Genomic DNA, 23,864 nt, shown 5'->3' on the forward strand with positions numbered 1-23,864 from the left:
GGCGCGCCGTAACACCAGCCTCAGAAGTTATCTAGAGTCCCATTAGTCACATCTGTATTAAGTGTTCCCGACGGTTCGATCTCATCCTTCTGTGCCGCATCGAGAAGTTCGCGGGCGTGGGCACGGCCGCTGTCTGACTCGCCCAGCCCGGCCATCATCCGCGCCAGTTCGCCGACCCGCTCGTCGCCGGCGACCCGCCGCACCACGCTGGTCCCCTTGGGCCCGGCGCTGTGCACGACCAGGTGCACGTCGGCGTACGCCGCGACCTGCGGCAGATGCGTCACCACGATGACCTGATGGGTGCGCGCCAGCCGCGCCAACCGCCGCCCGATCTGCACCGCGGCCCGGCCGCCGACGCCGGCGTCGACCTCGTCGAACACCATGGTGGTGCCCGCGGCCGAAGCGGCCAGCACCACTTCCAGCGCCAGCATCACCCGGGACAGCTCGCCGCCGGAGGCGCTCTTGGCCAGCGGCAGCTGGTCCATCCCGCGGTGCGCCGCGAAACCGAACTCGACCTGATCGACGCCGTCGGCGCCGGCCCGGGCCAGCTCACCCGACGGCAGCACGAGCGCGGCCGGGTCGTCCTTGTCGGCGGCCACATCATTGCTGACGTCGATGGTGAATTGCGCGTCGGCCATCGCCAGCCCGGACAGCTCGGCGGTGATCTCCTTGGCGAGCCGCTTGGCCGCTTTGCGCCGGATGCCGCTGAGATCGACTGCGGCTTGGGCTAACTCACGCGCGAGCTCGTCGACGCGGGCGGCCAGCGCCGTCAGACCTTCCTCCGAGACGTCGAGCTGGGCCAGTCGTTGGCGTGACTCCTCGGCCCAGCGGAGCACCCCGTCGACGTCCGCGGCGTACTTGCGCGTCAGCGTGCGCAGTTCGGCCTGCCGGGCCAGCTTGGCTTCCAGCGCGCTGGCGTCGACCGGCAGCTCGTCCAGGAAGCCGGTGAGTTCGCCGGCCGCGTCGGCGACCACCGTGAGCGCCTCGCCGACCTGCCCGGCCAGCGCACGCAGCTTCGCGTCATCGGTCGATTCCAGGGCGGTGCGGGCCCGCCCCAGGCTGTCGGCGGCGCTGTGGCCGGAGGCTTCCGCGTCGTCGGGCGCCCCGAAGAGCGCCGCGTGCGCGGTGATCGCGGCCTCGCGCAGCGTGTCCAGTTCGGAGAGCCGCACGATGTCGGCAACCAGCGCATCGTCCTCGCCCGGCTGCGGGTCGACGGTGTCAATCTCGTTGAGCGCGAAAGCGAGTCGATCCGACTCGAGGGTGAGTTCGCGCATGCGGTTCCGGCGGTCGACGAGGTCGTGCCGCGCGGTCAGCCAGGCGTCGCGCAGTTTGCGGTAACGCTCGAGCACGGGGCCGGCCTTCGCGAACCGGTCCAGCGCGCCGCGCTGCTCCTCGGGCCGCATCAGCCGCAGCTGATCGTTCTGCCCGTGCAGGGTGAGCAGCTCGGCGGTGAAGTCGCCCAGCGACTTGGCGGGCACGCTGCGACCGCCGAGATAGGCCCGCGAAGGCCCGTCGCGGCTGACCGAGCGCAGCGCGATCACGCTGCCGTCCTCGTCGCGCTCCGCTCCGGACGCGTCCAGCATCTCGTCCAGCTGCGCGACCGCGGCGTCCTCGAGATCCGTTGTGATGAAACGGCCTTCGACGACCGCGCGGTCGGCTCCCGACCGCACTCGGGTCGCGTCGGCGCGGGCGCCCCCGAGCAGGTGCAAACCGGTCACCACCATGGTCTTGCCGGTGCCGGTCTCGCCGGTCAGCACCGTCAGGCCCCGGTCGAACTCCCCGACCGCCGCGCTGATGGCGCCCAGCGACTCGATCCGGATTTCAGTCAGCATCTACTTTCCACGCCACCCGGTGACCGGCAAGCGGAACTTGCGCACCAACCGGTCGGTGAACGGCGCGCTGTCCAGTCGCGCCCATTTCACCGGTGTGTCGCAACGCCTTACCTCAATCCGGCTGCCGGCCGGGATCAGCATTTCGCGGCGGCCGTCGCAGAACACCAGGGCGTCGTGACCGTCCGCCTCGATCTCGATCGCGATCGTGGCGTCGGGGCTGGTGACCATCGGCCGGCCGAACAGCGCGTGAGCGTTGTTGGGCACCACCAGGATTGCCTCGAGGTCCGGCCATAACACCGGGCCGCCCGCGGAGAACGCGTAGGCGGTTGACCCGGTGGGCGTCGACACCAGCACCCCGTCGCACCCGAACGCCGACACCGGCCGTCCGTCGATCTCGACGACCACCCCCAATACGCCCAGTCGCGGGCCCTTCTCCAGGCTGACTTCGTTGAGCGCCCATCCGTGCTCGATCTCGCGGCCGCCAGCGCGCACGATCACGTCCAGCGTCAGGCGGTTCTCGACCCGGTAGTCCTTGGCGACAACGTGATCCAGCACCTGGTCGATGGCCTCCGCCTCGGCCTCGGCCAGAAAGCCGATGCGGCCCAGGTTGACGCCCAGCACGGGGATCCCGGCGTTGCGGGCCAGTTCGGCCGCCCGCAGGAACGTGCCGTCCCCACCGAGCACCAGCACCAGTTCGCAGCCTTCGGCGGCCTGCGGGTCCGCGTCGACCACCTGAATTTCGACGCCCATCGCGCGGATGTCGTCGGGAGCCACCTGCAGCGACCCGCGGTCGACCGCCTCGGCGGACAGAACGCGAAGACCGATATCGTTGTCGCCCAACACTTTCTGCACACGAGCCGCCGTGTCGGTGGCTTCTTCGCGGCCGGTGTGGACCACCAGTAGCACGGTGCGATGCTCGTTCATTGCGGCCCCTCACTCACTGCTCGCTGCACCGCTGCCACGAACGCGTCATCCGCCAATCCCGTCTGGCCGCGCAGCCACAGGAAGTATTCGACATTGCCCGACGGGCCGGGCAGCGGGCTCGCGGTGACCCCGACGGGGTGCCAGCCCAGTTGCGCGGCCCGCCGTGCCACCGCCAGCACGGCATCGGCACGCAGGGCGGGGTCGTGCACCACTCCGCCGGCGCCCACCAGGCCACGGCCCACCTCAAACTGCGGCTTCACCATGGGAACGATATCCGCAGTGGGGGAAGCACATCCAGCCAGCGCGGGCAACACGGTGGCCAGCGAAATGAACGACAGGTCGGCCACGATCAGGTCGACGGGCCCGCCGATCGCCTCGAGGGACAGGTCACGGGCGTTCGTTCGCTCGACGACGACGACCCGCGGGTCGCAGCGCAGCGACCACGCCAGCTGCCCGTATCCGACGTCCACCGCGACCACCTCGGCGGCCCCACGATCCAATAGGACCTCGGTGAACCCACCCGTCGACGCGCCCGCGTCCAGGCAGCGGCGGCCCGCCACCGCAATTCCGAAGGCGTCCAGGGCGCCGATCAGCTTGTGCGCACCGCGGGACACCCAGCCCCGTTCGCCATCGTCTGCGACGGTCAGGGCCGCGGTGACGGCGACGGCCGTGCCCGGCTTGCGGGCCGGCAGGCCGTCGATGCTGACCCGTCCGGCGCCGATCAACTCGGCGGCCTGCTGGCGCGATCGCGCGAGTCCGCGCCGAACCAGCTCGGCGTCGACGCGGGCGCGGCGAGACATGCGCGCACTCAGCCCTTCTCCGCCGACTCCAGCGCGGCAAGCAGCACGTCGTGCGCCTCGGAGAGGCGGCGGGCTATTTCTTCGAGCTCCGGGAGCGACGGGTCCTCGGGGCTTTCCGGGCCCCCGGGCTCGGGCAGCCGGGCCAGCAGGGCGTCGATTTCGGCGCGAATCTGTTCAGGATCGGTAGTCATTGCGCTCTTACGCTAGTCATCCGTCAGTCGCTGCGCACCAAAGACCAGCGTTGCAACGCGGCGCGGGCCCGGTCGTCGGCGGCCTCGATGCTGATCGGCCGCCCGTCCGACTGCGCACCCCAGACCGCGCTGGCGACCGCCCGCACGATCGAGAGCCCGTCGCCGTCGTCGGGCCCGTCACTGCTGACGATGACCGCCCGCTCGCCGACGTCGATGCGCCAGCCCGGCTGGGGCCCGACCGCGAGCTGCTCGCCGTCGGAGTGCAGGGCGCGCAAGTCGTGGCCGATGTAGGTGGGCCGGTGCACGGGATCGGCGTACACGGCGTCCCGGGCCGTACTGACGCCGGTGAGCACCATCAGGCTGGGCAGCTTGGCCGCATTGGCGCCCTCGATGTCGGTGTCCAGCCGGTCGCCGACCACCAGGGGCGCGCGGAAGTCGCCCCGGGCCGCCGCGTCGGTGAGCAACCCGGGCGCCGGCTTTCCGGCGACCTGGGGTTCGGCGCCGGTGGCCGCGCGCAGCGCGGCGACCATGGATCCGTTCCCGGGCAGCAGGCCGCGCTCAGTGGGCAGCGTCGGATCGACGTTGGCCGCCACCCATAGCGCGCCAGACCGGATGGCGAGCGCGGCCTCGGCGAGGTCCGGCCAGCCGATGGTCATCGACAGGCCCTGGACGACGGCGACCGGGTCGTCGTCATACCGGCGCACCGGTAGCAGCCCGGCCGCCTTGACCTCGTCGGCCAGTGCGTCGGTGCCCACGATCAGCACCGGTGACCCCGCAGGCAGCCGGTCGGCCAGCAACCGGGCCGCGCTCTGCGCGCTGGTGGCGACGTCGTCGGCGGTGGCGGTGAAGCCGAGTTCGGTCAGGTGCGCCGCGACCTCGGCGGCGCTGCGAGACGCGTTGTTGGTGACGAAGAACGCGCGGCTGCGCACCTCGGCCAGCGCCTGCACGGCACCCTCGGTGGGCCGGCGGCCGCGAAACAACGTCCCATCCAGGTCGAGCAGCAGGCAATCGTATTGGCGCGCAACGCTGGTCATCTCAGCCCAGCTCGCTGACCCGGTCTTCGGCGTCGGTGACGCCTTCGACATCGGCGGCGGCTGAGCGCAGGAACCATTGCAGCGCTTCATCATTGCGACCGAGCGCCAGCAGCGTGTCCGCGTAGGCGTAGAACAACCGCGCCGCCGTCGAGCCGCGGCGACCGGGATCCAATTGCGGCGTGGACAAGAGGGTCAGCGCCTGCTCCAGCTGGCCGAGGTCCGCACGCGCGCCGGCCGCGACGATGCGCAGCTCGTCGGCCTCGTCGCCCTGGAGCTGGGCCGCCTCCGGTCCGCGGGCGAGTTCGATCGCCCGCTCCGGGCGGCCAAGCCCGCGTTCGCAATCCGCGATCAGGGCGAGCAGGTTGGACTTGCTGCCCATCCTGCGGGCGGCGCGCAATTCGGCCAGCGCCTGGGCCCAGTCGCCGCAGTGATAGGCGGCGATGCCGACCGCCTCACGAATCGCGGCGATCCTGCTGGACCGGGCGCGCGCCGCGCGGGCGTGGCCGAGCGCGGCCTCCGGGTCCTCGTCGAGCAACTCACCCGCGGCGACCAGGTGGCGCGCCACCGCGTCGGCCGTGGCCCGGTCCAAGGTGCTGAGTTCGCCCCGGATTTCGGGCGCCAGCTGCCGGGCCTCCACGCCAGGCGGTATCGGCGGCCCGGGTTCCGGCGTGCGGTGGCCGTCGGGCTGCTGCGGCTGAGCCGGCCGCGCGCGGCCGGGCCCCGACCAGCCGCCCGATGTGCGCGGGCGCCGTTCACCCCGCTGCCTGTCGTCGACCACGCAGCCGAGGATACGGGGGCCCCGCGCGCTAGTACGCCGTGAGCCGGTTCTGCAGCAGCGGCGCTATCACCGCCGGGCAGTAGTTGGCGACGGCGACGATGGTGAACAGGCCGGCCGACTCGTAGCCCAGGCCGCTGCGCTCGGACATTTCGGCAGCGACCGAGTCGAAGGACTGGCCCGGCGTGACGATCATCGGGCAGACCGACTGGCCCAGCGCCAGGGCGCCGGCCGGGTGCGGGTAGGTGATGCCGGCGTTGGTCAGGGCCATCAGGAACGCGTTGCCCCGCATGTCGGCGCTGACGGGCGCGGCCAGCGGGGCGGCCAGGGCCGCCACGCAGGCGGTCAGGAACAGCACGCGCAGCAGGGACCGTTCCACACGCCGGGAAGCCGTCATCGTGACCACCCTGGCCTGTACGGGTCACAACCGCAACACGGTGCGGTAAAGGTTTGCGCAGCAACGCGTTTTGCGGGTGCGGTTTCTAGACCTTTTCGATCCCGGCGACGGTGCGTTTGCCGCGGCGCAGCACCAGCCACCGGCCGTGCAGGAAGTCCGAGGGCTGCGGCGCCCACTCCTCGCTGTCGATCCGGATGTTGTTGACCGACACCCCGCCCTCGCCGATGGTGCGCCGCGCCGCCTTCCTGCTCTCGGACAGGCCGCTGGCCACCAGCAGGTCGACGATCCCGTCGGGGCCACCGGGCTTGAGCTCGGCGACCGAGGCCTCACGCAATGCCGCCGACAGCGTCGCCTCGTCCAGCCGGTCCAGTTCGCCCTGCCCGAACAGCGCCCGGCTGGCGTGCTCGACCGCCTCGGTGGCGGCCTCGCCGTGCACCAGCACGGTCAGTTCCCGGGCCAGCCGGCGCTGGGCCGCGCGCTGCTGTGGACGCTCTTGGGTGGCCTGTTCCAGTTCGGCCAGCTCGTCGGCCGACAGGAAGGTGAACCAGCGCAGATACCGGATGACGTCGGCGTCGGCGGTGTTGAAGAAGTACTGGTACCAGGCGTAGGGGGTGGTCATCGCCGGGTCCAGCCACAGGCTGCCGCCACCGGTGGACTTGCCGAACTTGGTGCCGTCGGCCGCGGTCACCAGCGGGACGGTGAGCGCGTGCACCGTCGCGCCCAGCTTCTGGCGGACCAGCCGCACGCCGGCGATGATGTTGCCCCACTGGTCGGAGCCGCCGATCTGCAGCGCGCAGTCGTACCGGCGGTGCAGTTCGACGTAGTCATTGGCCTGCAACAGCATGTAGCTGAACTCCGTGTAGGAGATGCCCTCGCCCTCCAGCCGCCGCCGGACGGTGTCGCGATCCAGCATGACGTTGACCGAGAAGTGCTTGCCGAGGTCACGCAGGAACTCGATGGCCGACAGCGGGGCCGTCCAGTCCAGGTTGTTCACGACGACCGCGCCCGTCGGGGATTCGTCGAAGTCGACGAAGCGCTCCAGCTGCCCGCGAATGCGCTCGGTCCAGTCGGCGACGACGTCCGCCTCGTTCAGGGTGCGCTCCCCGACGTCGCGCGGGTCACCGATCATGCCGGTGGCGCCGCCGGCGAGCACGATCGGCCGGTGGCCGGCGCGCTGGAAACGCCGCAGGGCCAGCAGCGGCACCAGGTGCCCCGCGTGCAGGCTGGCCGCGGTTGGGTCGAAGCCGGCGTACACCGTCAACGGCCCGCGCCGCGCCTCGGCGGCCAACGCGTCGAGGTCGGTGGACTGCGCGATCAGCCCACGCCAGTCCAGCTCGTCAAGGATCCCGGAAGACATCGCCGCCGACTTTAGTCGGTCCCGCGGCCGCGATTCGCTCCTGCGTTGCTTGATAAGGCAAGCTAACGGCGCGGCGCATCGTCGCGCCATCGCCTTCCACTCAGCGAACCAAACAACGCGGAGCGTCATGGACAACCGATATTGGCCGTTGGTGGTCGTGATCATCATGCTCGCGCTCGGGCTGACGCTCACGGTCGACGACTTCAAGCGGGCCGCCACGCTTCGCAAACCACTGGTTGTCGCGCTCGTCTGCCAGTCGCTGCTGCTCCCCACGCTGTGCCTGGCCATCGCCGAGGGCTTCCACCTCGAGCCCCACCTGGCCGTCGGGTTGATGCTGATGGCCGCGACCCCCGGCGGGACGATGTCCAGCATCCTCAGCCACCTCTTCAACGGCGACCTGGCGCTCAACCTCACGCTGACCGCGATCAACGCCGTGCTGTCCATCGTTGCGTTGCCCGCGATTCTGGCGGTGTCGATGACGTGGTTCCTCGGCGAAGGGCGGTTTCTCCCGCTCCAGCCGGGCAAGTTCTTCGCGGTGATCGGCCTGGTGATCGTTCCCATTGCGATCGGGGTGGCAGTCCGCCACCGCTTCCCCGACCTGGCCCGGCGACTGCAGAAACCGGTGCGAATCGTGGCGCTCACGCTGCTCGTCCTCGCCGTGCTCGGGGCCATCGCCGGGGGAAGAACGACGCTGTGGCACAACCTCGGCCTGCTGAGCGCGGCCGTCGTGGCCTTCTGCGCGGTGAGCCTGACGGTCGGCTATCTGGCGCCGCGCCTGATGCGGCTGGCTCCCCGACAGGCCGTTGCGGTGAGCCTGGAGGTCGGTATGCACAACGCCGTGGTGGCGATGGGCGTCGCGTTGAGTCCGCAGCTACTGAACAGCGTCGAGATGGCCACGCCGGCCGCGATTTACAGTGCCGTCGCGCCGCTGCTGGCCGTGGCGTTCGTGTTCCTGGCGCGGCGGGTGGACCCCGCCTTTCGCGCGGTCGCCCCCGCCACCCAAACCGTCTAGTCGCTGGTTCCGGGGGCGGGCGCCCGCGGACTGCGCCGGTATGCCGACACTTCCGGGCGGCCGGGGAGCCAGAATCGCCACGGCCGGTCGGCGGCCTGGCTGACCCCGACGCGCGGGCCCGACACGGGGGTCAGCGGCTCGTTGAGTCTCAGGGTCACGGGGTTGGCGGGGTCGAACAGGTCGATCCCGTTGTCGTCCATGGTGATTCCCAGGGCCGAACACAGATTGCCGGGACCGCGCGCCAGCGCGGCCGCGTGAACCAGCTCGCCGCGCCGGGCGCGCGCCGTGTCGGTGCCGTCCTCGAGGGCGGCGGCCCGCAACAGGACGGCCGCGGCGGTCCCGTCCGGCCCGCAGGCAACGTTGGCGCAGACGTGGATCCCGTGACTGCGGTAGGTGTAGAGCCGGCCGGGGGGTCCGAACATCACCGCGTTGCGCCCGCTGATGCCGCGATAGGAGTGGGCCGCGGCGTCCGGCCATGGACCGTCGGGAACGCCGCCGTACGCCTCGACTTCCACGATGACGGCGCCGACGCCCCGCCCGGTGAGGGTGGCGCCGAGTAGCCGATGCGCGGCCGCGACGGGGTCGACGAGCAGCTCGCTTGCGGCCACCCACCGAACCTACCGGCAGCGCTTCCATGGCAGTATCCCGGTGTCTTGGGACCTGTGAAGGAGCACGCATCATGCATCCGATCGACCCCGCCGCCACCGCGTGGCTGCTGGCCAGCACGGCGCTGGTCCTCCTGATGACGCCCGGCCTGGCGATCTTCTACGGCGGCATGGTCCGCACCACCGGCGTGCTCAACATGATCATGATGAGCTTCATCTCCATCCCGCTGGTCACGGTGGCGTGGCTGTTGCTCGGCTACACCGTCGCGTTCTCCGAAGACGGGGCGAGCGGGTTCCTCGGCAATCTCAGGCATGTCGGGATGCTGGGCATCGCCCCGGACACCGCGCACGGCACGGTTCCAGAACTCCTGTACGCCACGTTCCAGGTCACGTTCGCGATCATCACGGCCGCCCTGGTCAGCGGCGCCATCGCCGACCGCGCGAAGTTCGCCGCGTGGATGGTGTTCGTGCCGGTCTGGACGGTCGTCGTGTATTCGGTTGTGGCGCATTGGGTGTGGGGGCCCGGCGGCTGGCTGGCCAAGTTGGGCGTGCTGGACTACGCGGGCGGACTCGTCGTCGAGATCGTGTCCGGCTGCTCGGCGCTGGCCCTGGCGCTGGTGCTGGGGCCCCGCATCGGCTTCAAGAAGGAAGCCATGCGGCCGCACAACCTGCCGCTCGTGCTGCTCGGTGTCGGCCTGCTGTGGTTCGGCTGGTTCGGGTTCAACGCCGGGTCCGCGCTGGCCGCCAACGGGACCGCGGCGGCCATCTTCCTCAACACCCTCGTCGCCGGTTGCCTCGGCATGCTCGGCTGGCTTTCGGTCGAACAGGTCCGCGACGGCCGGCCCACGACGTTCGGCGCGGCGTCCGGGGTGGTCGCGGGGCTCGTCGCCATCACGCCGTCGTGCGGAACCGTCAACACGCTCGGCGCCGCGGTCGTGGGCCTCGCGGCGGGCATCGTGTGCTCCTTCGCGGTCAGCGCGAAATTCCGTCTCAACTACGACGATTCGCTGGACGTGGTCGGCGTGCACTTCGTCGGCGGCGTCGTCGGGGTGTCGTTGATCGGGCTCCTCGCCACGGCGGTCATGACGTCGGGCCCGCGCGGCCTCTTCTATGGGGGCGGCTTCACCCAGCTGGGCAAGCAGGCGCTGGCGATCGTCGTCGTCGCGCTGTACGCGTTCGCGGTGTCCTTCGTGCTCGCGAAGGTGATCGACCGGGTGATGGGTTTCCGGGTCAGCGCGGAGGACGAGACCACCGGCGTGGACCTCACCCAGCATGCCGAGACCGCCTACGCGGAGGGCGTGCACGGGCACCTGCCCCAGCGCCGCCCGGGTTCGCCCGAGCGCTCCCCGTAGACCCTTGACAGCGCCTCGGTAGAGGACGATATTCATCATATGATGACTTCATCACGTGATGAATTAATCGCGGAACAGGCCGTCCGGATCGATCACCTGCGGGTGATACGTGGCAAGCGCCCCGCCCTGCACGATCTCTCGGTGCAAATTGGGCGCGGCAGCATCACCGGCCTGCTCGGCCCGTCCGGCTGCGGCAAGACCACGCTGATGCGGTGCATCGTCGGCACCCAGATCGTCACTTCGGGAACCGTCACCGTGCTCGGCCACCCGGCCGGGTCGGCCTCGCTGCACCGACGGGTCGGATACCTGCCGCAGGACCCGACCATCTACAACGACCTGCGGGTCGTCGACAACGTTCGCTACTTCGCCTCGCTGTACGGTTTCGACCGCCAGGCCGCCGATGCCGCGATCGAGCGGGTCGGGTTGGATGATCACCGAACCGCCTTCTGCGGCAACCTTTCCGGCGGTCAGCGCACCCGGGTATCGCTGGCGTGCGCGCTGGTCTGCCAGCCCGACCTGCTCGTGCTCGACGAGCCCACGGTGGGCCTGGATCCCGTACTGCGGGCGGATCTCTGGGAGCAGTTCGCCGATCTCGCCCGCACCGGCACCACGCTGCTGGTGTCCAGCCACGTCATGGACGAAGCCGACCACTGCGGCGACCTAATGCTGATGCGCGACGGTCACCTGCTCGCGCATACCACCCCGGACCGACTACGAGAGGACACCGGATGCACGTCACTGGAGGACGCGTTTCTGTCCATCATCAAGCGCAACACCATGCGCCAAGCCGGTTAGGGCTCAAGGGATACACCGCCACCACGGCCAGGATTCTGCGCCAGTTGGCGGCCGACCACCGCAGCGTCGCGATGATCCTGTTCGTGCCGGTCTTGGTTATCACGTTGATGTACTTCATGTTTCAGAACGCGCCGCATCGCCCGGGCACGCCGGCGCCGTTCAACAACGCCTGCCTGATCTTGCTCGGCCTTTTCCCGCTGTTCGTGATGTTCATCATCACGGCGATCACGATGCAGCGGGAACGGGCGTCGGGGACGCTGGAGCGCATCCTGACCACTCCGCTGCGCCGGTTCGACCTGCTGATCGCCTATGGCAGCGCCTTCTCGGTGGCCGCTGCGGCACAGGCCATAGTGGCGTGCATCGTGTCGTTTTGGCTGCTCGGCTTCGACACCGCCGGCAGCCCGGCGTGGGTGTTTGTGATCGCAATCGTCAACGCTGTGCTCGGTGTGGGGCTGGGTCTGCTTTGTAGCGCGTTCGCGCGCACCGAGTTTCAGGCCGTGCAGTTCATCCCGCTGGTGATGGTGCCGCAGCTGTTGCTTGCCGGCATCATCGTGCCGCGCGCACTCATGCCGCACTGGCTGCAGTGGGTCAGCAACGTGATGCCGGCCAGCTACGCGCTGGAGGCGCTGCAGCAGGTGGGTGCGCACCCGCAGCTGACATACATCGCGGGGCGCGACATCGTCGTCGTGTTCGGCTCCGCGCTCATCGCGCTGTGCCTGGCCGCGGCGACGCTGCGTCGGCGGACCGCCTAGTGGCGATCGCCAACCCCGGGCGCCGGCGGCCCGGGCGGCCGGCCGGCGGCTCCGACGCCCGCAACCGCATCCTGGCCAGCGCTCGAGAGTTGTTCGCCACCAACGGCATTAGCAATACGTCGATCCGCGCGGTGGCGGCCGCGGCGGGTGTGGACTCGGCACTGGTGCATCACTACTTCGGCACCAAGGAGAAGCTGTTCGCCGCCGCCGTCCACATCCCGATCGACCCGATGGACATCATCGGCCCCCTGCGCGACGTGCCGATCGAGGAAGTCGGCTACCGGCTGCCGTCGATGTTGTTGCCGCTGTGGGATTCCGACCTGGGCACGGGCTTCATCGCCACGCTGCGGTCCATCCTGGCCGGCTCGGAGGTCAACCTGTTCCGCACGTTCATCGAGGACGTGATCGGGGTGGAAGTGGGTCCGCGCGTTGACAATCCGCCCGGCAGCGGATTGATCCGCGTCCAATTCGTCGCGTCGCAACTGGTCGGCGTCGTGATGGCGCGCTACATCCTGCGATTGGAGCCGTTCGCGTCGTTACCGGCCGAGCAGGTCGCGCACACCATCGCGCCGAACCTGCAGCGCTATCTCACCGGGGATCTGCCGGACGGCCTTGTGTCATGAGCCGGGCGTGCTCCTCGTCGTCGACGTCGCGGGCCTCGTCGATAAGCAGCACCGGGATGCCGTCCTCGATGCGGTAGGCGCGCCGCAGCCGCGGGTTGTACAGCAACTCGTCACCCACGAGCAGCAGCGGTCCGCGGTCGGCCGGGCAGACCAGGATTTCCAGCAGTGAATCGTCAACCATCGGAACGCCCGCTCAGCTCGGCCCGCACGCTCGGGGTCAGCTTCCGGAAGAAGTTGCCGTCCGCGTCGAAGTACCACACGTGGCGCCCCGGCTTGGGAATTCCCGCCGCGCGCAGGGCGCTGACGGTCGGACGATATGTCGCGCTCAATATCATCTCCGGACACACTTGGACGATGTCGGGACCCACGCCGAGGGGGATCTTGGCCACGGCGTCGGTCAGGTCGGCCGCGGTGATCGTGGCCCCCGGAAGCAGCGTAACCGCCGCGACCGCCACCTCCCGGTCACCCACCGGCACGTTGTAGGTGACCGCGAGGTCGACGCCGTTGATGCACCTCAGCGCGTCGGTGACCCGCTCGGGATACACCAGGCCGCGCGCGGTGTGGACCACCGAGCCGCGCCTGCCCGCCAACCAGTAGTCGCCATCGTCGTCGCGGTAGAACAGGTACTCGGTCGAGATCCAGGTGTCCCCGGCGGCGAAGACTCCCCGTTTGACCGACGCCGTGGGATCGATCGGGCCGTTGGAGGCGGCGAGCAGCACCCCGACCTGTTTCGGCTCGGCGACCTGGACGAAGCCACGGTCGTTCTCCAGGATCAGGTCCTGCTCGGCGTCGTAGGCTGCCAGCTCGATGCGCCCGGCGCCCGGCAGCGGGCGACCCTTGCTGCCGACCTTGGCGCCGGACACGTTGGCCAGCACCGCCTGTCCGTCGGTGGTCGCGAAGAACTCGACGACATGGGCGGGCGCAAACGCGTCGACGACCCGGCCCCACAGGCCCGTCGGCATGCCGGACCCGATGAACAGCCGCACCGGGTGGTTGCCGTGCAGCACGAACGCGGGGTCGTCGACGATCTCGCGGAGCATGGCCCAGGTGTAGGACACCACCGTGACGCCGTACTGCCGCACCTCTTGAACGAACCTGTCGCGGTCCAGGCCGCGGGACAGTGCGATGCGGGTTCCGCCGACCACCGCGCCGCCCAGGCTGACCAGCAGCGCCGACTCGTGGTGCAGCGGGGTCAGGCAGTACACGGTGTCCCGGCGGTCCAGCGCGGCCGTCGAGGCGGTCCCGAAAGCCGACACCGCCCACCGGTAGTTGGTGATCTGCTTGGCGACCAGCTCGCCGCCGGCCGTGCTGAACGCGATGAACGCCAGGTCCCGCGCCAGCCCCGGGTTGGGCCGGTACCAGCCGGGCAGCTCGACGGCGTCCGGGTCGATCCGTTCCATGTCGATGACGTCGCTGTCGTCGGGCAGGTGCAGGTCCCGCGACTCGCCGCCGCCGAGCACCAGCACCTGCCGCAGCCCTTGGCGATCCGACGCCAGCACCGCCTCCAGGTTGGTGGGGTCGGTCAGCAGCTCGGTCACTCCCCCGAGCCGGACCGACGCCGCCAGGTCGGCATCCGGTCGCATCACGACGGCGACCGCGCCCAGCCGGGACAGCGCGGCGATGGCGACCAGCGCGCTGGGTCGCGTCTCCATCAGCACGCCGACCCGGTCGCCCTGCCGCACCCCGACCTCGATCAGGCCGCGGACGACATTGGTGATGCGCCGGTTGACGGCCTCGTAGGTATGCACGCGCCCGTCGAACAGCAGGAACTCACCCTGCGGGGCGTCGTGCGCCTGCTCATCGATGATGCGGCCCAGAGAGATTCGGGTGTGGTCGTTGATCTGTCCCAGCCGGACCAGCCGCGGCAGCGTGCGGGCCGTTTCGACGGCGAGGGTGCGCATCGACTTGTTGGCCGCGACCACGGTGTTGGCGGCGCCGCGCACCATGCCCAGCGCCGCCTCGGAGACCTCCCCGATGCCGTGCACGAGCCGGGAGCTCAGGGCGACGCCGCTGTCCGTGTGCTCCTCGGGCTGGTCGGCCATCAGGTCGATGCCGTCCGGCTTGTCGCCGCCGGTGGAGATCCATTGCACCCATTCGGCGACGGTCGGCCAGCTCTGCTGCGCCGCCTTGGACCCGACGACCAGGCCGAAATGCCCTGTGCGGATGGTGCTTTCGTAGACCTCGGCGTCCGGGGCGGCCCGCCGGATGCCCCGCACCGACGCCGGCTGACCGATGTCGTCGACCTCGCCGACGAAGGCCAGCACCGGGCAGGTGATGTCGGTGAGCGTGACCATCTGCCCGTTGACGGCGAAGCCGCCGGTCATCATCCGGTTGTGGGCGATGAATTGTTTGAGCAGTTCGGAGATCGCCGGACCGGACCAGGCAATCCAGCCTTCGCGCTCGAGGAACCGGCGCTGCTGTTCGCGCGGCAGTAGCGCCTCGCGGTCGTGCAACTGGCGCACGAAGTCCACCCGTGCCTTGGCCGTCTTGAGCGGGTCGAGCATCTGAAACCCGGTGCGCGCCATCCAGCTGGGGATGTCCAGCCGGCTGAAGACGTGGTCGGCCATGAAGTTGGCGGCGGGCGCGGCGAAGTTCGCCGGGATGCCCATCGGCAGGGCGGCCAGGGTGTCCACCGGCGAACCGAAGGTGACGATGCTGGCCAGGCTTTTCGAACGCCGGTACGCGGCGACCTGGTAGCACCACATGCCACCCTGCGAATACCCGACCAGATGGATATCGCTGCCGGTGACGTCCCTGACGGTGTCGATCGCCTGGCTGAGCGCGACGATGTGGTCGGCCAAGGTGCGGCGCATGCCGCCTTCGACCTTGTCGGGTTCGCCGAAGTCGATGACCCAGGGATCCAGCCCGTTGGCGTGCAGGATGCCGACCGCGCCGTCCTCGCGCGTGACGTCCCACATGTCCGCCGACATCATCATCGGGTGCACCATCAGCACCGGAGGGCCGACCCGCGGCTTGTCTGGCCGGCTGTCGGGCGGGAAATAACGTCGGAGCTTGTACATCGGCACGCTCTCGACGATCTGAGACGGCGACGGCACGGTGCCGGTTTCCAAGCCCCCCAATCGCAAGACCTCGAGCCCGTTCTGCGCCGTAGCTATCAGGCGCTCGACCGGTCGCGTGACAATCGACAAGTTGAGATCCACGGCCGCTCCCTAATGTCTTGACAGCTCCGACATCATGGCACACCCGCGGGCTCGGTGGTCCTGGCCAGGCGATTTACCCGACTGCGGCCAGCCGTTGCGGTTGCGCGGGGGTACCTTCGACACCGGTCGGGCACCGCCGCCGTCCGGGGCGTCCAGCGCGATGGCGACGCGCGTCGTTAACTTTTTCCCGTCGGGCCACGGCGGCAGAACACCGTCCGAATCGTCTCTCGGTCGTCCCAGAACGGCATTCCACCCCAAACTTCCGCGGCCATATCCCATAACGGTTACGAACGCACAACGACTTTGGCGAGTCGACCGGCAAATTTCGCGAGCGGAATCGGGCCGTACATACGGTGTCGCATGTGTGGCCGATAGCCGTGGTCGTTCGTCGCGCTGCGATGGTCGCGTTGTGCGTCGTCATGTCAGCGGTGACGGCGCCTCCAACGGCCGCCGACCCCGACGCTGAAAACGCCGCCGCGGTCACGCCGGACGACGGGCGGGTGCCCTCGTCCGAACCGGTGACCTACACGACGCCCGAAGGCTGGACCCTGACTCTCGGGGCGAAGGACGAGTCGCAAGTTCCCATAGCACCGTTGACCACCGCAATCTCGTCTCGCGAATACCTCGCCCGCGGAACGTTCGCCGCGTCACTGGACGGGCTCGAACACCCTCGCGGCGTCCTCGAGGTGGGTTACGAGATCGGCTGTGGAATCGACATGAGCACGTCCAACGGCGTCACCCTCGGGGGCAACGCCGGCGTCACCCCGGGCTTGGGCTTGGCGGGCGTGTTTGCCGGTACGCCGACACCGGTGCCGTTGGTCACCACCCCGATGGGCGGCTTGATCACCGTGGGCCTCAAGCCCGGTGTCGTAGTCGAAGTACCGGTGGCCAAGAAAGAGTTCACGGGCCCGAATCCGCGGGTCATCGTCACCGGATTCCACGTCAAAATCGATGGGTGCGTGGGTCAGTCGTTCATCCGGTCCTACGCAACGCTGACCCAAGTGACCGACGAATCCGACGTGGTGCTGTCCTACGTCGGCGTCACCAAATCCGTCTGAACCAATCAGAAGGGTGGGGGTTCGTCGTCTGGGGGTGCGGGGCCGGTTTGGGTGGCTTGGGTGGTTAAGCGGGTTTGGCGGTTGTGGTGGCGTTCGGTGGCGATGCGCTGGGCCCGGTTGTGGGCGCGGGTGCGGGTGCGCAGCGGCATCATCGCGGTGCGCTCGCCGCAGCGCTGGGGGCCGGCCGCGGGGGCCGGGAGGTCGCCGGTGGGCGCGCACAGGCTGGGGAACAGCAGCGCGCTGCCCGGGGTGGTGACGTAGGTGTGCCCGTCGGGTAGACGCCAGAGGAGGGTGCCATCGGGCAACTGTTCATCGCGCCAGCCCCAGAACGTTTTCAGCAAATGATGCTGGCGGCACAAACATTTCAGGTTCGACGGATGCGTCGGGCCGCCCTGCGCGTAGGGGATCGTGTGGTCGATATCGCAGTCCACGGCCGGGCGATCACACCCGGGCGCCCGACACGTCAAATCCCGACACCGCACGAAATCGGCCAGCTTGGCCGAGGGGGTGTAGCGCGGTTCGGCTTCGGTCGGGACACTCACCGGCACCAGCGTCGCCGAACCGGCCAACTCGGCGACCAGCTCGGCGGACATCAGTCCGTCGGCGCCTACCTCCGACGCCGGAGCCGACCCGCGGCCCTGGATGCTCGCCTGTTCGGCGATCACATGAATGACGACCGGCGTTGACGCAGGCCGCTTTCCCGCGGCGCAATCGGGCCGTCCACAGCGGCAACCCAGCCGATCCGCCGAGGCCGCCAACGCCCCCAGCGCGTCGGCGCGCCGCTGATCGCGGCTGCGCGGATCATGCTCACACACCGTGGCCGCCAAGGCATCTAACCGTTCGTCCAAGGCGTGGGCATCTGGACTGAACAGGCTGCCGTGGATTTCGGACATGCCGCCCTCGAGATCCTCGATCCCGACACAGCGCTCGTCCCGACACCGCTGCCGACGGCGCACCGCATCAACGTCGGCCTTCGCCACGATCTTATCGACCTCACCGGCCAACCGGCCCCGAGTCATCGACGGCCACCGCGCCGCGCGCACGGCCAACTCGCCATCCACGGCGGCCAGCACCTCAGCATCGGTGATCAAATCGGTGCGGTACACGATGGTTTGAAACAACCGGTAATTGATATCACCGGCGCGGAACGCCGCCGCCACCTGTGGCAGCCGCTCACGCATCGCCAACGCATACCGCATGAAGCTGCCCGCCATCGCCAAGCTCACCCGAAACGCCGCAGCCACCTCGGCCCCCACCGCCGCCCAGGTGTCCACCGCCCAATCCGCCTCCTCACCGCGCTGGGCGCGGCGCAGCTCGAACAGCTCCCCGACCGCATCCAACCGAGCCGCCACCACTTGGGCCTCTAACCGCCATGACTCGCACATCCGATCCACCAACTCCCGCGAGCGCTCACACCGCGGAGGCTCCCAGTACTCATGCAGCCGTGTATCGAACATGTGTTCGAGCATAGTGCGTGCCACCGACAACCCCGATCGGCGGTTACGGCATCCGGGTGCGATGCCTCTTATCGTGCGGCGGGACGCCGTTCACCCCGCCGGTGGACTGCGCGTAGCTGCCCACGGCGTACGCGACGCCAGAACCCATGATGGCCAACGCGTCGCGGTTGATGTTGTCGGCGGTTTCGTGGGGGCCCTGATAGTTGGGGTCGAACGGGACGCCGGCCTGCCCACCCCACAATCGGGCCTGCACCGTGGTTTTCGGCTGTGTGGCGCCGGCCGTCATGCCACCGATCGGCACACCCGCGACCATGAAGGGGTGGTAGTCCGCGAGGGTGCTCAGCGGCATGTCCGCGGGCCGCTTCCCGGCCAGGTTCAGATACCCCGCCAGGGTGCGCTCGATGCCGGCCGAGCCGTCGGGGATGTCAGCGTAGGTCACCCCGGGCGCCGGCGGACCGGACTGATCGCCGTCGTCGGTGAAGAAGCCGGCGTTGGGGGAACCCAGCCTGGTGAAGTTGAGGTACATCGCGAGATCGTTGAGCTGGTCGCTGTCCAGGCCGAACACGTAATCCATTACGCCGTTGAGCCCGTCCTCGTCGGCGCCCCAGAACGCGAACCGCACGGCGTTGTTCACCGGAGCCAATGGCCCCAGCTGTAGCGCCGTTTCCAGCACCGCGGCGACCCCGGATCCGTCGTCATTGATGCCTGGACCGCCACGCGAGCTGTCGAGATGCGCGCCGACCATGACCACTTCGTGCGGCGAACCGGTCTTGGTCTGCGCCAGCACGTTTCGCGATGTGATTTTGGTGTTCTGGGCGTCCAGCACCAGATGTATCGGCGCACTCGCGTCGGCGAGCGCGGTCGCGGCGGACCTGCCCGCGACCGCGACCGGCACGGTCAGCTGCTTGAAATAGCCCGGATTGAACAAGGTGGCCGGGGCGCCCTGGCCCGCGGGCGCACTGAGCACGACCAGCGCGGCGGCGCCCTTGGCCACCGCGCTGTTCTGCTTGTCGACCACCGAACAACGCGCGTCGTCGACGACGGCGATCGAGCCTTTGGGCAGCGCGGCCGGATAATCGCTGGCCGCACAGCCCGAGGGCTGGACGGGCCGGACGGGCTGGCCGGTCAGGCCACCGGGGGGTGTCTGGACCAACAACGACGCCTGGTCGACGGGGTAGCTGTGGCCGGCGATCGTTATCGCCGGCCTGCCGGGGGCAACCGCGTACAGCCGATCGAACTGCGGGGTCATCACCTCAAAACCCCTGTCGCGCAGGGCTTTAGCCACGTAGTCGACACTCGCGTCGTATCCCGGCGTGCCGTCCGCCCGGTTTCCCTTGTTGGCGTTGGCGATGTTCTGCAGCGCGCGCAGATGGGCGAACATCTGATCGACGGTCACTTTTCCGGCCAGGCCGCGACCTAAATCCGGTGCGGCGGCGGGCGATCCCGGCCGTGCCGACGAGCAGCTCGCCAGCAGCGCGGTCGCCAGCAGCAGTGCCGCTCCGAGCCGGCGGCTCATGGCTTCGTGAGCACGTGACGCGTGCGGTCCTCCATAGTGGGCACCCCGTTGTGGCCGCCGAGGTCTTGGGCGTAGAGGCCGACCGTGTAGGCGACGCCGCCGCCGTTGATACCCAGCGCGGCCTTGTCGATGTGATCGAGGGTGTCGGTCTTCTGGTGATAGTTGGGGTCGAACGGCTGGTCGGCGGTCCCACCCCACAGCTTTGCCTGCTCCGCAGACATCTTCACTTCGGCGCCGGAGAACAGGCCACCGGCGGGGATGCCCGCCAGGGTGAACCCGTCGTAGTCGGAGCGGCCGTCAAAAGACGTGTCCTGCGCGGTCTTTCCGGCGGTCTTCAGGTAGGCGACCAGCGTTCGCTCGATACCGGCCGACCCCTCCGGTACGACCGGCTGCCCGCGGGCGTCCGCCGGCAGCGATTGATCGCCGTCATAGGTGAAGTAGCCGGGGTTCGGCGACGCGAGCATGTCGAAATTCAAGTACAGCGCAATATTTTTGAGCGCAGTCAGGTCAAGAGATTCGACGTAGTTGCGCGATCCGATCAGACCGAGTTCCTCCGCTCCCCAGAACCCGAACCGCACCGCGTTGCGCACCTGTGGCGAATTACCGAGCCGCAGAGCGGTTTCCAATATCGCGGCCACTCCCGAACCGTTGTCGTTGATGCCCGGTCCATCGGGCACGCTGTCCAAATGCGCGCCCGCCATCACGACGTTGGTCGTCGATCCCGTCTTGGTCTGCGCGATCACGTTGCGGGCCTTGAAGCTCTGCACCCGCGCGTTCAGCTTGATGGTGGCCGGTCCCGGCTGGGTGCGCAGTTGCACGCCGACGGACTTGGTCACGCTCAGCACCGGGATCTTGACGTTCGTGTCCGGCCCCAGCGTCCCGCCCATCTGTTGCTCGTCGACGTTGTCGGCGACGATCATCGCGGCCGCACCGCGCCGCGCCGCGACGTCCTCCTTCTGAGCGAACGGGCACGTTCCGCGGTCCACCAGGACCACGGCCCCCTGCACCGGGAGGTTGCCGTAATCCGAGGCCGCGCAACCGGGGGCGTTGTTGGCGGGGATGGCGACCAGCGGCCCGCTCACCCCGTCCGGCGGGGTGCCGAGGCTGAAGTCGAGCGCGTGCGCCTCGACCGGCCTGCCACCCACCGTCACCTCCGGCTTGTCCCCGTGAAACACCCGCGCGGAGAATTCGGGGGTCTGCACATCGAAACCACTGCCGCGCAACGTGTTTACGACGTAGTCGACGCTGGCCTCGTAACCGGGGGTGCCCACCGCCCGGGTGCCGTTGTTGGCGTTGGCGATGTCCTGGAGCTTTGTCAGGTGGGCCATCATTGCGTCGGCCGTGACTTTGTCGTGCAGCGCGCCGGCGAACTTCGCCGCGTCGGGGTTGCCGGTCGCTTGTGGCGAGGACCGGTGGAAGCAACCGGCCGAGATTGCGGTAAGCGCGACCACAACGAGCGCCGCCGGGATCGTCGTGAATTTGTTCACCATCGCGCCCCAGGTTAGACCGCGCGACGAGCGGCCGGGATCAGGACACGGCGGTATCAGACATAGAGCGCGTTGAACGGCGCAAAGGGAATGTTGCGCACCACAAACCACGCCGCGACCAGCGTCAGCGTCACCACCGCGGACCAGCGAGCGTGCTGCCAGCTCCGGACCCGTTTGCCCGCCACCCGTCCATAGGTCCAGGCAAGGTACGCCCATACCAACAGCACGACGGCCGCCAGGCCCAATGCGTTGAACCTGGCGGCCGCCATGACGTTGCCGTGCATCAGGGAATACAGCATGCGCAAGCTGCCGCATCCCGGACAGTCGATCCCCAACAGCGCCTTGGTGGGACACACCGGCAGCGGACCGTTGGGAGTGGTCGGGTCACCCGCCCAGATGGCGGCGCACATCAACGTCGTGGAAGCGGCCACCACAAGTGGGGCTCCCAGACTCAGCGGCGCCGACCCTGGACGGGTCACCATATTGGGAACCGGGCTCAGAACATCGCGGCGAGCGCCGCATTGGTGTTCGTGTTGAGCGCGCCGACCGCCATCAAGATGCCGTAGATGATGCCCACGACGACCCCGATGACCGCCGACCAGATCACCCATTTCTTGGCGCTGTCGGCGGACGCCTGCGCCTCGGCATAACGGCCCTGCGCCCAGAGACCGTTGACTTGGCTGGACTTGACGATCGCCACGATTCCGAAGGGGAGGCAGCAGAACAGGGTCACCAGGATGGACCACACCAAATAGTTATTCGGCGCTTGCCCGGCGGGTTGCTGCGGCGGGTAACCAGGCGGCGGAGGAGGCGGTGCCGGCGGTTGTGTCATGAATTCTCCAGTCCCGAGAAGTTAGCTGGCGTAAAGCGGTGCTAACCATACCCGAGCACAGTCGCGGCGGCACTAGCAATTTGAAAATCCCCTTTGGACCCGCTGACATGCTGCGCGACCGTCCCCCCCGCGTTAAGTCTCCGTTCTCCTACCGGCCCATCGCGAAAAGGGCTGGCAAGAAAACGGTTTCGAAAGCCCGCGTTAGTACCCGTTGCGCTGCGGTGTCGAGAAACATGCCGAGACAGATAATTGCCAGCGGAATGTGTTGCTTTGTCTGGACATATCCCTACGATCCCTACTTAGCGGAAGTACGTTTCTCCGGTGAGCGACGCCGCCCCCACAACCGCTTAGGAGCCAGAGGATGTCCCATCTCAGCAACGCGTTGCGGGTCGTCACGGCCGCGGCGTCCGCGTGCGGTTGCGCCTTAGCGGGGACGGCCACCGCGGCGGCGGATCCCGCGGACACCGGTAGCTCGTCGGACATCAACACGCTTGCGGCATCGCTGTCGAAGGGTTACGGGCTGAACAACTGCACCGCCCAGAACATCACCACTGGCGAACTGGCATCGCTGACCTGCGGGCAGAGTCCCGACCCGAGCGGCCCCGTCCAGGCCAAGTACATCCTGTTCAACAACGGCGAAAACCTGGTCGGCTCGTTCAAGGCCAGCATCAAAGACGACGTACTGGGCACCTGTGGGGACAGCGGCCAATCACCCACCAGTTGGCACCAGGGCAGCAACAGCGGCAATGCCGGACAGGTCGCGTGTGGGACGTATCAGAACGCCGCCGAGATCATCTGGACCTCGGACGCCAAGAACATCTTGAGCTACATCCGCGGGTCCAACACCGACGGCGCCGCGCTGTACCAGTGGTGGCGCGCCAACGGCTGACTTCGCAATTGGGGGGCAACGGGTTTCGGTATCACCCATCCAACAACCATAGGGAGTCAACGAAAATGTCACACCTCAACACCGCGCTGCGTGCCGTGTCGGCGGCAGCGCTAATCGGCTGTTTGGCTTTCGCGGGAAGCGCCCCCGCGGTCGCGGAACCCAACACCGGCACCGCAGCCGATATGAACACGCTGGCGGCCAACCTGTCGAAGGGCTACGGCCTCAACAATTGCAAGTCGCAGGAGTTGACCGAATCCGGTGAGCTGGCCGAGCTCCTGTGCGGGCAGAGCCCCGACCCAAGCGGCCCCGGCTCCGGCGTCTACGCCCTCTTCTCCAACGGCACCAACTTGGCCTCCGCGTTCAGTTCCACCATCAAGGACGTCTCCCTGGCCGCGTGCGGGGACGCCGGGCAGTCACCGGGAACCTGGAAGCAGAACGGCCAGACGGGCGGCCAGATCGCCTGCGGCACCTACAAGAACTACGCGACGTTGACGTGGACCACCGACGCCAAGAACGTCCTGGGGCACCTCACCTCGGCCAACTCCGACGTCAACGCCCTCTACCAGTGGTGGCGCACGAACGGCTGATCCTCACCACCGCGCGGACACCAGTTCGGCTACGGCACGCATCCCGGCGGCGTTGGGGTGCAACGGCGCCGCCCGGCCCGGTAGCGGCACACCGGGTCTCGTGGTCCACGGCTCCGGCGACCACGCGTGGTGCTCCCGGCTGGCCGCCGCGGCGCCGACCACTTCGCAGCCGGTTGCCGTCGCCGCGTCGGCCGTGAGCCGTTCCAGCGTCGCGGCCACGTGGCGCCCGAGGTCGGCGTCGGTGTCCGAGAGCGGCGCGGCCGGCATGCCCGCCGGAGGCAGGACGGTCAGGTAGTCGACGAAGAGGACCCGGGCCCGCGGGGGGGGGGGGCGCCCCGCCCCCCCCCCCCCCGCCCCCCGCCCCCGCCCCCCCGCGACGGCCGGCTAGAGCCGGCGGCCGCGCGCGCGGCGGGGCAGGGGTCGGGCCC

Annotated in this window: 24 protein-coding genes and 1 pseudogene; 8 read left to right on the forward strand and 17 right to left on the reverse strand. The window is 69.1% G+C overall.

All coding sequences use genetic code 11. The features are described 5' to 3' along the window. Nucleotides 1-20 precede the first annotated feature (20 nt). The 8 genes from recN to tyrS all read right to left on the reverse strand — a co-directional run bounded on the left by recN (nt 21) and on the right by tyrS (nt 7,310). Nucleotides 21-1,832 carry a DNA repair protein RecN gene (gene recN / locus A5756_RS02170; RefSeq protein ID WP_066946193.1) on the reverse strand — a complete coding sequence of 604 codons (1,812 nt, stop codon included), beginning with the start codon at nt 1,830-1,832 and terminating at the stop codon, nt 21-23. Further along, nucleotides 1,833-2,756: an NAD kinase gene (locus tag A5756_RS02175; protein WP_066946196.1), complete on the reverse strand. Its 924-nt coding sequence runs from the start codon at nt 2,754-2,756 to the stop codon at nt 1,833-1,835. It lies immediately after the preceding gene. Then, nucleotides 2,753-3,556 carry a TlyA family RNA methyltransferase gene (locus tag A5756_RS02180; protein WP_066946199.1) on the reverse strand — a complete coding sequence of 268 codons (804 nt, stop codon included), beginning with the start codon at nt 3,554-3,556 and terminating at the stop codon, nt 2,753-2,755. The genes A5756_RS02175 and A5756_RS02180 overlap by 4 nt, the downstream gene beginning before the upstream one ends. Nucleotides 3,557-3,564: 8 nt before the next feature. Continuing rightward, on the reverse strand, nt 3,565-3,747 hold the full coding sequence (locus tag A5756_RS02185; RefSeq protein ID WP_066946202.1) for a hypothetical protein: 183 nt from the start codon (nt 3,745-3,747) through the stop codon (nt 3,565-3,567). Between the two features lie 23 nt (nt 3,748-3,770). Continuing rightward, a complete protein-coding gene (locus A5756_RS02190; protein WP_066946205.1) occupies nt 3,771-4,781 on the reverse strand; it encodes an HAD-IIA family hydrolase in 1,011 nt (336 codons plus the stop codon). Nucleotide 4,782: 1 nt separating this feature from the next. Beyond that, entirely contained in the window at nt 4,783-5,559 is a 777-nt protein-coding gene (locus tag A5756_RS02195; protein ID WP_082959968.1) for a tetratricopeptide repeat protein, read from the reverse strand. A gap of 28 nt (nt 5,560-5,587) precedes the next feature. Next, nucleotides 5,588-5,962, reverse strand: coding sequence for a DUF732 domain-containing protein (locus tag A5756_RS02200; RefSeq protein ID WP_231989246.1), 375 nt, complete (start codon nt 5,960-5,962; stop codon nt 5,588-5,590). A 76-nt stretch (nt 5,963-6,038) separates the two neighbouring features. Further along, complete coding sequence (gene tyrS / locus A5756_RS02205) at nt 6,039-7,310, reverse strand: tyrosine--tRNA ligase (protein WP_066946211.1); 1,272 nt, start codon at nt 7,308-7,310, stop codon at nt 6,039-6,041. Here tyrS and A5756_RS02210 point away from each other — a divergent pair. Next, nucleotides 7,255-8,322 carry a bile acid:sodium symporter family protein gene (locus tag A5756_RS02210; protein ID WP_369817394.1) on the forward strand — a complete coding sequence of 356 codons (1,068 nt, stop codon included), beginning with the start codon at nt 7,255-7,257 and terminating at the stop codon, nt 8,320-8,322. The two genes, tyrS and A5756_RS02210, sit on opposite strands and share 56 nt — an antisense overlap. Here A5756_RS02210 and A5756_RS02215 read toward each other — a convergent pair. Beyond that, nucleotides 8,319-8,930 (reverse strand): DNA-3-methyladenine glycosylase, encoded by a 612-nt coding sequence (locus A5756_RS02215; protein ID WP_066946218.1) that lies wholly within the window; start codon nt 8,928-8,930, stop codon nt 8,319-8,321. The genes A5756_RS02210 and A5756_RS02215 overlap by 4 nt on opposite strands. A gap of 71 nt (nt 8,931-9,001) precedes the next feature. Here A5756_RS02215 and A5756_RS02220 point away from each other — a divergent pair, with 71 nt between their 5' ends. The 4 genes from A5756_RS02220 to A5756_RS02235 are packed head-to-tail and all read left to right on the forward strand — an operon-like array spanning nt 9,002 to nt 12,449. After that, complete coding sequence (locus A5756_RS02220; RefSeq protein WP_066946221.1) at nt 9,002-10,279, forward strand: ammonium transporter; 1,278 nt, start codon at nt 9,002-9,004, stop codon at nt 10,277-10,279. Between the two features lie 39 nt (nt 10,280-10,318). Then, on the forward strand, nt 10,319-11,074 hold the full coding sequence (locus A5756_RS02225; protein WP_066946224.1) for an ABC transporter ATP-binding protein: 756 nt from the start codon (nt 10,319-10,321) through the stop codon (nt 11,072-11,074). After that, entirely contained in the window at nt 11,008-11,826 is an 819-nt protein-coding gene (locus tag A5756_RS02230; protein WP_197505724.1) for an ABC transporter permease, read from the forward strand. Before A5756_RS02225 ends, A5756_RS02230 begins: the two co-directional genes overlap by 67 nt. After that, the gene (locus tag A5756_RS02235) at nt 11,826-12,449 is read left to right on the forward strand and encodes a TetR/AcrR family transcriptional regulator (RefSeq protein WP_066946274.1); all 624 of its coding nucleotides are present in this window, start codon (nt 11,826-11,828) and stop codon (nt 12,447-12,449) included. The genes A5756_RS02230 and A5756_RS02235 overlap by 1 nt, the downstream gene beginning before the upstream one ends. On the opposite strand, the gene A5756_RS02240 is transcribed toward A5756_RS02235, so the two are convergent. Further along, the gene (locus A5756_RS02240) at nt 12,415-12,630 is read right to left on the reverse strand and encodes a Trm112 family protein (RefSeq protein ID WP_066946226.1); all 216 of its coding nucleotides are present in this window, start codon (nt 12,628-12,630) and stop codon (nt 12,415-12,417) included. The two genes, A5756_RS02235 and A5756_RS02240, sit on opposite strands and share 35 nt — an antisense overlap. Then, on the reverse strand, nt 12,623-15,610 hold the full coding sequence (locus A5756_RS02245; protein ID WP_066946229.1) for an acyl-CoA synthetase: 2,988 nt from the start codon (nt 15,608-15,610) through the stop codon (nt 12,623-12,625). The genes A5756_RS02240 and A5756_RS02245 overlap by 8 nt, the downstream gene beginning before the upstream one ends. Nucleotides 15,611-15,987: 377 nt before the next feature. On the opposite strand from A5756_RS02245, the gene A5756_RS02250 reads away from it, so the two are divergent. Then, nucleotides 15,988-16,668 carry an MspA family porin gene (locus A5756_RS02250; RefSeq protein WP_197505462.1) on the forward strand — a complete coding sequence of 227 codons (681 nt, stop codon included), beginning with the start codon at nt 15,988-15,990 and terminating at the stop codon, nt 16,666-16,668. 5 nt (nt 16,669-16,673) lie between these two features. Here the strand turns inward: A5756_RS02250 and A5756_RS02255 are convergent, their stop codons facing one another. Genes A5756_RS02255 through A5756_RS02275 form a run of 5 tightly spaced genes read right to left on the reverse strand, consistent with a single transcriptional unit; the run spans nt 16,674 to nt 21,960 of the window. Continuing rightward, nucleotides 16,674-18,125 carry an HNH endonuclease signature motif containing protein gene (locus tag A5756_RS02255; RefSeq protein WP_156659149.1) on the reverse strand — a complete coding sequence of 484 codons (1,452 nt, stop codon included), beginning with the start codon at nt 18,123-18,125 and terminating at the stop codon, nt 16,674-16,676. Nucleotides 18,126-18,168: 43 nt separating this feature from the next. After that, nucleotides 18,169-19,641 (reverse strand): M28 family peptidase, encoded by a 1,473-nt coding sequence (locus tag A5756_RS02260; RefSeq protein ID WP_066946235.1) that lies wholly within the window; start codon nt 19,639-19,641, stop codon nt 18,169-18,171. After that, nucleotides 19,638-21,131: a M28 family metallopeptidase gene (locus A5756_RS02265; protein ID WP_066946239.1), complete on the reverse strand. Its 1,494-nt coding sequence runs from the start codon at nt 21,129-21,131 to the stop codon at nt 19,638-19,640. The genes A5756_RS02260 and A5756_RS02265 overlap by 4 nt, the downstream gene beginning before the upstream one ends. A 53-nt stretch (nt 21,132-21,184) precedes the next feature. Beyond that, a complete protein-coding gene (locus tag A5756_RS02270) occupies nt 21,185-21,610 on the reverse strand; it encodes a DUF2752 domain-containing protein (protein ID WP_066946243.1) in 426 nt (141 codons plus the stop codon). A 14-nt stretch (nt 21,611-21,624) separates the two neighbouring features. Next, nucleotides 21,625-21,960, reverse strand: coding sequence for a CD225/dispanin family protein (locus tag A5756_RS02275; RefSeq protein WP_046183018.1), 336 nt, complete (start codon nt 21,958-21,960; stop codon nt 21,625-21,627). A 361-nt stretch (nt 21,961-22,321) separates the two neighbouring features. On the opposite strand from A5756_RS02275, the gene A5756_RS02280 reads away from it, so the two are divergent. Next, nucleotides 22,322-22,849, forward strand: coding sequence for a serine/threonine protein kinase (locus A5756_RS02280; protein ID WP_066946246.1), 528 nt, complete (start codon nt 22,322-22,324; stop codon nt 22,847-22,849). A gap of 65 nt (nt 22,850-22,914) precedes the next feature. Beyond that, nucleotides 22,915-23,436: a serine/threonine protein kinase gene (locus A5756_RS02285; protein WP_066946249.1), complete on the forward strand. Its 522-nt coding sequence runs from the start codon at nt 22,915-22,917 to the stop codon at nt 23,434-23,436. A 3-nt stretch (nt 23,437-23,439) separates the two neighbouring features. On the opposite strand, the pseudogene A5756_RS02290 reads toward A5756_RS02285, so the two are convergent. After that, a pseudogene (locus A5756_RS02290) lies at nt 23,440-23,751 on the reverse strand (SGNH/GDSL hydrolase family protein); the annotation flags it as partial. Nucleotides 23,752-23,864: the final 113 nt, after the last annotated feature.

The organism is Mycobacterium sp. 852002-53434_SCH5985345, from assembly GCF_001667155.1.
Taxonomy (GTDB): domain Bacteria; phylum Actinomycetota; class Actinomycetes; order Mycobacteriales; family Mycobacteriaceae; genus Mycobacterium.